The 8,083-nt window shown below is 38.5% G+C and carries 8 protein-coding genes; 5 read left to right on the plus strand and 3 right to left on the minus strand.

What is annotated here, in order from left to right:
* Positions 1–16: 16 nt before the first annotated feature.
* Positions 17–1,057, plus strand: a complete 1,041-nt coding sequence (locus ACIQ2D_RS14980; protein ID WP_402865349.1) for a toxic anion resistance protein — start codon at positions 17–19, stop codon at positions 1,055–1,057.
* 72 nt (positions 1,058–1,129) lie between these two features.
* On the opposite strand, the gene ACIQ2D_RS14985 is transcribed toward ACIQ2D_RS14980, so the two are convergent.
* Together ACIQ2D_RS14985 and ACIQ2D_RS14990 are read right to left on the minus strand one after the other, a co-directional pair.
* On the minus strand, positions 1,130–2,218 hold the full coding sequence (locus ACIQ2D_RS14985) for an FUSC family protein (protein ID WP_402865351.1): 1,089 nt from the start codon (positions 2,216–2,218) through the stop codon (positions 1,130–1,132).
* 474 nt (positions 2,219–2,692) lie between these two features.
* A complete protein-coding gene (locus ACIQ2D_RS14990) occupies positions 2,693–3,979 on the minus strand; it encodes a glutamate-1-semialdehyde 2,1-aminomutase (protein WP_402865353.1) in 1,287 nt (428 codons plus the stop codon).
* A 133-nt stretch (positions 3,980–4,112) separates the two neighbouring features.
* Between ACIQ2D_RS14990 and bcp the strand changes: the two genes are divergently transcribed.
* The 3 genes from bcp (at position 4,113) to perR (ending at position 6,087) form a co-directional block, all read left to right on the plus strand.
* Entirely contained in the window at positions 4,113–4,589 is a 477-nt protein-coding gene (gene bcp / locus ACIQ2D_RS14995) for a thioredoxin-dependent thiol peroxidase (RefSeq protein WP_402865355.1), read from the plus strand.
* Positions 4,586–5,530, plus strand: coding sequence for a D-2-hydroxyacid dehydrogenase (locus tag ACIQ2D_RS15000; RefSeq protein ID WP_402865357.1), 945 nt, complete (start codon positions 4,586–4,588; stop codon positions 5,528–5,530). Before bcp ends, ACIQ2D_RS15000 begins: the two co-directional genes overlap by 4 nt.
* A gap of 113 nt (positions 5,531–5,643) precedes the next feature.
* Positions 5,644–6,087 carry a peroxide-responsive transcriptional repressor PerR gene (gene perR / locus ACIQ2D_RS15005; protein WP_402865359.1) on the plus strand — a complete coding sequence of 148 codons (444 nt, stop codon included), beginning with the start codon at positions 5,644–5,646 and terminating at the stop codon, positions 6,085–6,087.
* A 205-nt stretch (positions 6,088–6,292) separates the two neighbouring features.
* Here the strand turns inward: perR and ACIQ2D_RS15010 are convergent, their stop codons facing one another.
* Complete coding sequence (locus ACIQ2D_RS15010) at positions 6,293–6,655, minus strand: YgzB family protein (RefSeq protein WP_402865361.1); 363 nt, start codon at positions 6,653–6,655, stop codon at positions 6,293–6,295.
* A gap of 152 nt (positions 6,656–6,807) precedes the next feature.
* Here ACIQ2D_RS15010 and ACIQ2D_RS15015 point away from each other — a divergent pair, with 152 nt between their 5' ends.
* Positions 6,808–7,686: a nucleotidyltransferase-like protein gene (locus ACIQ2D_RS15015; protein ID WP_402865362.1), complete on the plus strand. Its 879-nt coding sequence runs from the start codon at positions 6,808–6,810 to the stop codon at positions 7,684–7,686.
* Positions 7,687–8,083: the final 397 nt, after the last annotated feature.

The following is an 8,083-nucleotide window of genomic DNA, read 5'->3' on the forward strand; positions in this document are numbered from 1 at the left end:
GGGAAGGAGGCGCGCTATGTCTAATTTACCGATTATACTTGATCAGTTGACTCCAGAAACAGCGGATGCGACAAAACTGCAACTGCGCAAAAGTTCTGAAGTTCAGCAAATCGCAAATCAAATAAATTTGAAAAACCAAATGGACTTACTGGCAATTGGTCAAGGACCTGCGACGAAATTATCGCGCTTTTCGGACCAGATATTAAGCATGATGGCAAAATCGACAGTGAATGAATCAGGAGAATTATTGAAACAACTTGAAGCTTTAATGATGAAATTTGATAAGAAAGAACTTATTGAGCAACAAAGCTTTTTAGGGAAGCTATTTAAACGCTCGCCGAAAAAGAAAGAAGACTTATTTGATAAGTACAATGTGCTGGGGAGAGATATTGAAAAAATTCACTATCAATTTGTGCTAATGGAAGAAGCATTAGCCAACGATAACAGAATGCTGGCGCGACTATATCATGAAGATTTGACCTATTATATGGAGCTTGAAAAATACATTGTAGCAGCAGAAATGAAATTAGATGAAGTCAAATCGACGTTAATACCGATGTATGAAAAACAGAGTGAAGCAGGCAATCAGATTGCTCGAATGGAGCTAAATAGTTTACAAGCGATTGCTGAAACGCTCGCCGGGAAAATAGATGAGCTGGAGAAATCACGTATGGTTGCGATTTTAGCGGCGCCACAAATCGAAATGATTCGTAGTGGTAATAGTGAGTTGATCGAACAAATTAATGGGGCATTCGTCAAGACGATTCCAGTCTTTAAAATGGGTATTATGAATGCGGTCAATGAAAAGCGTCAACAGCTACATAATGATTCAGCTGCTGCCTTTGAAAACCGCATGAAACAATTCGGTGGAGCAAACAGTGATGCTGTGCAGCTAAGTATGGCAATGGCACAGCAACCAGAAAAAACACTATCACTTGAAGAAATGTGGGATACCATTCTTACAGGTATTACAACTTACCGTCAGCTACGTGACGAACAAACATTACAACGTAAGAAAACGGAAGAACAGCTCTTGGCACTTCGTAGTGAAACATAAAAATCCTACACCGCATGATTTTAATTGAAGCGGTGTAGGATTTTTATTTTGTTCTGGGTGTTGTTGTCAGCTTTAAATAATTTCTTCTTCAATCTCCAAGTTAATTTCTTCACCGTGGTAGCTTTGGAACGAGACAATCAACATATCAAGATGCTCTAAGTTTTCCTCGTAATCTAAAATACGCGATAAAATGTATAGCAAGTGATAGCTTGAAAATTCAGTTTCGCCCTCTTCTTGTGTAAATTTCACTTGTTTAATGAAAATATCCATTAATTGATTGCGTTGAATATAATCAATGTGATTGGTCCACTCAGAATGCTCAGGCTTTAATTTTCCTGTGTACTTTAATAGTAATTGTTCGTGATAAGTAAGTAGGAAATCTAAACGTTCCTGAATCAGTAAATGGAATTGTGGCGGTAATACAGCAAGCTCATTTTCGTGTCTGTGAAGACGATGGAGTAGCTCTAAGCTTTTTTTCGATGTCGTAATCATTTGGCGATATACAACAAGTTTACGTGCTTTTTCATATTTTTTATTTTTAAAATAGCTACGTTCCTCTTTGTAAAATTCATACAGCATATCTACACGAGACATGCGAGATTGAAATTTACCTAAAGCTGCTTTTGTAGACGTATGTTCGGAAGCCTGGCGTACAGCCAGTCGTGTCCATCGAATAATATCATCCTGTAAAAAATGAATTTTACGGAATAGCTTCACTTCGTATTTCGGCGGGAGGAAGAATAGGTTGATGACAAAAGCTGCGAGTACACCGACTAATACCGTTGAAAAACGGATAAAGCCAAATGTAATAAAGTCGTCTCCTTGGATCTCCATAACCGCAACGACCGTTACAAGTGCGATAGATAGGGATTTTTCCAATTTGAACTTCAACATTAAACCAATTGTAACCACAACAGCTATCCCTATCGCCACCAAATGATGACCAAAAAGCACACCAAATATAACGGCAATAGTGGCACCAATTATGTTTGCCTGTATTTGTTCAACAATTGTTTGATATGACCTGTAAATTGAAGGTTGAATCGCAAAAATAGCTGCAATTCCAGCGAATACAGGGGAAGGCAATTTCAATAATTCAGCAATAAAAAGGGCAAAGACAATAGCTACAGCAGTTTTAAATACACGGGCACCTAATTTCATCGGAAATGGATGTCCTTTCTGTCAGTTATTTAAAGTTATATTCTATACAGTATAGAAGGAAGTGTCCATAAAATACATGAATTTAGTTTTCTGCCAATAATCTTTTTTTTTTATAATAAAAACAGATGAATCTGACCGTTGATTTCCGCTGCGGGCGGACGCGTTCCGCGGGCGGGGCCGAGACGCTTCCCTGCACCTGTCACTTCGCTTTCGTCGCAAAACACAGTTTCGCTACGCTCAGTCCAGGGTCGCGACTGTCTCGCTTTTCCCGCTGGAGTCGCCACCCTCCGCTCCAATCAACTGAATGCGTAATTATTACAATCTACTATTTGATCAATAAATAAGTAAAAATTGACTCAACATCATATTTAGAGCGATGATTTGTTTAATTATTTAAACCTAAAAATAAAGACAAAATGACAAAAAGCATCGAGAAGTCCATTCTCGGTGCCCTTTGTCGCTCATTTAGGAATATTAAAGTTGAGAGAATGCATAATCTACAGCTTTGATTGTTTCTCGAATGTCTGATTCCGTATGCTCTGTAGTTAAGAACCATGCTTCGTATTTAGATGGGGCAAGGTTAATGCCTTGCTCGATCATTAGTTTGAAGAAGCGACCAAAAATCTCACCATCAGAGTTCTCGGCCTGTTCATAGTTTTCAACTTTTACGTCTGTGAAGTAAATTGTAAGTGCACCTTTTAAACGATTTAACGTAATTGTCACGTTATGTTTTTTTGCTGCTGTTAAAATACCTTCTTCTAAAATAGCGCCAAGGCGATCCATTTCATCGTATATGCCAGGCTGCGCAAGTACTTCTAAACATGCGATACCAGCTTGCATTGAAGCAGGGTTACCAGCCATTGTCCCGGCTTGGTAAGCTGGACCAAGTGGTGCAACAGTATCCATTATTTCTTTGCGGCCGCCGTAAGCACCGATTGGTAGACCGCCACCGATAACTTTACCAAGCGCAGTTAGGTCTGGTGTTAAACCAAGTAGGTCCTGGGCAGCACCATAATGGAAGCGGAATGCTGTGATAACTTCATCATGAATTGTTAATGCACCTTTTTGTTTTGCAGTAGCATGTACTAATTCTAAGAAACCAGGTTTTGGCTCCACAATACCGAAATTCCCGACGATTGGCTCGATTAAAATCGCTGCAAGTTCTTCGCCCCACTTATCCATTGCTGCCATAAATGCTTCTGGATCATTGAAGGGAACCGTGATTACTTCTTCAGCAGTTGCTGTTGTCACACCTGCAGAGTCCGGTGTACCAAGTGTTGCAGGACCTGAACCAGCAGCGACTAATACTAAGTCGAAGTGACCGTGATAGCAGCCAGCAAATTTCATGATTTTAGTACGACCAGTGTAAGCACGCGCGACACGGATAGTTGTCATAACTGCTTCTGTACCTGAGTTATTGAATCGAACTTTATCCATTGAAGGGATTGCTTCTTTTAGCATTTTGGCAAAAGTCACTTCATATTCAGTTGGTGTGCCAAATAATGTGCCATTTTCAGCTGCATGAGTAATAGCTTTCGTGATATGTGGATGACCATGACCTGTCACGATAGGTCCGTATGCGGCCAGATAATCGATATAACGATTCCCATCGACATCCCAAAAATAAGCTCCTTTCCCACGTGCCATAGAAATAGGTGAGCCACCACCGACTGCTTTATAAGAACGAGAAGGGCTATTCACACCGCCAACGATGTGCTGGAGTGCTTCGGCGTGTACTGCTTCAGATTTTGAGTGTTTCATAAATATTGCCTCCAATTCATTTATACCCTACCTATTGTAGACCTATCGGAGTGAGAAATCCAAAGAAAATCGGGGATATGACTTGATTTGCGACTTCGAGTAGAATAGGAGGTACGAAGGGAGGAGATTTTTAATGACTTTAATAGAAGGAAAAAAAGCACCAGATTTTTCGTTAGTCAATGAAAAGGGAGAAATAGTGCACTTAAAGGATTATCAAGGGCAAAACGTAATTCTATATTTTTATCCAAAAGATATGACGCCTGGCTGTACGACTGAGGCTTGTGATTTCCGTGATAAGTACGAAGACTTCAGTCATTTAAATGCTGTTGTATTGGGTATTAGTCCAGATGATGCGAAAAAGCATACGAAGTTTATTGATAAGCATGGCTTGCCGTTTTCTCTGTTAGTAGATGAGGATCATGCGGTGGCAGAAGCGTATGGCGTGTGGGTACTGAAGAAAATGTATGGTCGTGAATATATGGGCATTGAACGTTCAACCTTTTTAATAGATGGAGAAGGTAATCTTGTAAAGCAGTGGCGTAGGGTACGTGTGAAAAATCATATTGAAGAAGTGTATTCATTTTTAGCGGAGCAGGAGGTTGCAAAATGAGAGTCTATTTCACATTTGAACCAAGACCAGATTTAAAGAACCCGTTAGTGGCAGATTTTCCAGAGGTAGACTTCGTGTTCGAAAATGGATTATCTAATGACGAGTTACAAAAGGCAGATGTACTTGTTACATACGGTGAGGATTTAGATGATGACAATATTCAATATGCCGAAAATGTTAAATGGATATTCGTTGCCTCCGCTGGCGTAGAAAAAATGCCAGCACAAGCAATAATTGATAGAGGTATTGTCGTTTCAAATGTGCGTGGTATTCATAAAACACCGATGGCAGAATCAATCCTTGCTCATATTTTAGCCATTAAACGTGCACTACCATGGATGTACGAGCAACAGAAAAAAAGTGAGTGGTCGAAAAAAGCGAAGCAAACTGAATTATGTGATAGCACGGCACTCATTTTAGGACCTGGTGCAATCGGTAGTGAAGTTGGTCGTTTACTCCAAGCTTTTGGTGTTAAAACTATTGGCTGCAATCGATCGGGCAAAGAAGCGGCGTATATGGATGGAATCGTGAGCTTTGATGGACTTTTAGATTCTTTACCAAAAGCGGATATTGTCATTTCAGTTCTACCCAAAACAATAGAAACAACACATCTATTGAATGAAGGCCATTTTAAAGCGATGAAAAACAATGTGATTTTCATGAATTTTGGTCGTGGAAACTTAGTAGATGAGAATGTTCTGATTCAGGCAATTGAAAACGGAGAGATTGGCTACGCAGTGCTTGATGTATTTGAAAAAGAACCTCTTGCTACGGATCATCCGTTATGGACATTGCCAAATGTCATTGTATCACCGCATGTATCGAGTCATTCTTCCCGTTATGTAGAGCGTAGTTTAGACATTTTTAAGCCGAGTCTTGAGAAGTGGATGAACGGTGAAAAGGACATAGAAAATCTAATGGACTTGTCAAGAGGGTATTAAGCTACAATTTTTCATAAGATGAATGAGCAAATGTTGACAGATGTTGGTTTCATTCGATACACTATTTATAACAATTATAAATTAATAATACTTATGAAAAGGGGTGCATGGCGATGTCTGCAACGCATTTACAAGATGCACTTGACACGTTAAAAACAACTGGTGTACGTATAACTCCTCAGCGTCATGCTATTTTGGAATATTTGATTCAATCGATGACACATCCAACTGCCGATGAAATTTATAAAGCACTTGAAGGGAAATTCCCGAATATGAGTGTAGCGACTGTCTACAATAACCTCCGTGTATTCCGCGAAGTAGGATTAGTAAAAGAGCTTACTTACGGAGATGCTTCGAGCCGTTTTGATTTTGTTACAAACGATCACTATCACATGATTTGTGAATGCTGTGGGAAAATCGTAGACTTCCATTATCCAGGTCTCGACGAAATTGAGCATTTCGCTTCGCAAGTGACGGGCTTTGATGTGAACTCACATCGCCTTGAAATTTATGGTACATGTTCAGCGTGTAAAGGTGTTGCCACAAAAGTACAATAAAAATTCCTAGCTCTCGAATGAGGGCTAGGAATTTTTTATTGTTAAGGAAACTATAGATTTTTTGCCAGCGGATAACCTAGGGCATTGCCGCCGTCTAGGCTAAAGCGCTACATCCTCGAGGTCGCTTCGATCCCTCGGGCGAAAGTGGTGGAGCGTATACTTTCGCTTCGGGCTCTCCAGCGCTTGTCGGATGTGAACGAGCGCTTTAGCGCATTTGTTCGTTATGTTGCTTTTGATTGTAGGATTGATCGAATTCTTTACCTTCTAGTGTAGGATCAAGTGTAAGTGGTTCATTGCAATACATACACATATCCACACGACCTAAAACTTTCGTATGCTTGTGGCAATTTGGACATTCGACTTGCACAGCGCGCGTCGATAATAAGCCAATCCAACCGTACACTGCTGTACTACCGATAATACAAAGTAATCCAAGAGACATAAAAATAAGTACAAGCCATTGATTGTTTCTGAAGAAAATTGCACCGTACATGATAATAAAGCCGATAAATATTAAGGCTAATGCAAATGAACGGATTTTATTGATTTTACTTTTATAAGGTTTCATATATCATCTTGCCTCCCAATCTAAAGAATACTATAACATATAAGGTAAAATTATTTTAGATTAGAAAAAAGTGAAAAGAAGGATTCCTTTTAGAGTATGTCGAAATTTAAAACATAATAAATTGTAATAAAACTATATAGGGAGGGCTGAATATGGAGCAAGTTTTACGACCGATATATCAAGAGCGAGCTAGTCAGCCAAATACACTAGGTGTTATTTTAATTCAAAAACGAGAAGAGCAAAGTAATGTAACGGATACATTTGATACAGTCCTACTTATAATCGTAAAGGAGGCGGAAAATCCGGTATTTACGAAACACTATCTATATGAAGATAATAAGGTAGCCTTACATACTGTCACAGAGAAATTATTACGAAAATGGTTGTTAATTGGCTCTAACAAAAAGGTTGTAGATTGGATTTTCTTCGGCAAAGTATTATTCGATCGCAATGAGTTTCTTCATAAATTGAAAATTGAATTACAAGAGTTTCCGTTCAACGGTCGCAAAATCAAAACAGGTATTCAATTTTCGAAGTTAATTCGTCGTTACTTAGAAGGGAAAGAGTACTTCGATAAAGGCAGCTATTTAGATGCATATAATCATGTTGTGGATTCTCTTCATCATTTAGGTCGTTTATCAATTATTGATAGTGGTCTATATCCGGAAGTAACGGTATGGGGACAAGTAAAGAATATCGAACCGGCTATCTATAAGTTGTATGAGGAACTGGTGATGAGTTCTGAGCCCATTGAAAAACGTTTAGAGTTACTATTTTTAGCAAGTGAGTTTTTAATTCATTCACGCACGCAAGACGGTGCTCGCCATATATTAGATGTTATGAAGAAAAAAGAAGCATGGACAATTCAAGAACTTCATGATCACAGTGAACTTGTAAATTACTCTGTCGACCTAGAAGTCTTTGTGGAGTACTTAGTGGATAAAGGCTATATACTTATTGAACCTGTAATAGCAAAAAGCGAAATGATATTCCATCGACACTATAAAGTAAATTTAGATGCACTTCTATAGAAACTGCATTCAGTCTATAGTATGCTTGTAATCGAGGTATGAAAAATACCTCGAATTTTATTTTAGAAAAGTGTTGACGAATAATATATTAGTGTTGTATTATATTAATTGTCGCTAAGACATCACGAAAAACACTTTGAAAACTCAATCGAAAAACTTTTTAAAAAAGTTGTTGACAAGAAATAAACGAAGTGTTAATATAAAGAAGTCGCTGAAAACGACAACTTAACAAATGAACCTTGAAAACTGAACAAGCAAAACGTAATCAATAACGTTTTAAGTAGCTAACAACTAAGTTAGTGAACGAAACATAAGTAATAAATAGATATCAACTTTTAGTTGATACGCTAGCAAAGCTAATGAGCTTTCAAACTACTTTTATGGAGAGTTTGATCCT

The sequence above is a fragment of the Lysinibacillus sp. NPDC097287 genome (genome assembly GCF_044761695.1).
Taxonomy (GTDB): domain Bacteria; phylum Bacillota; class Bacilli; order Bacillales_A; family Planococcaceae; genus Lysinibacillus.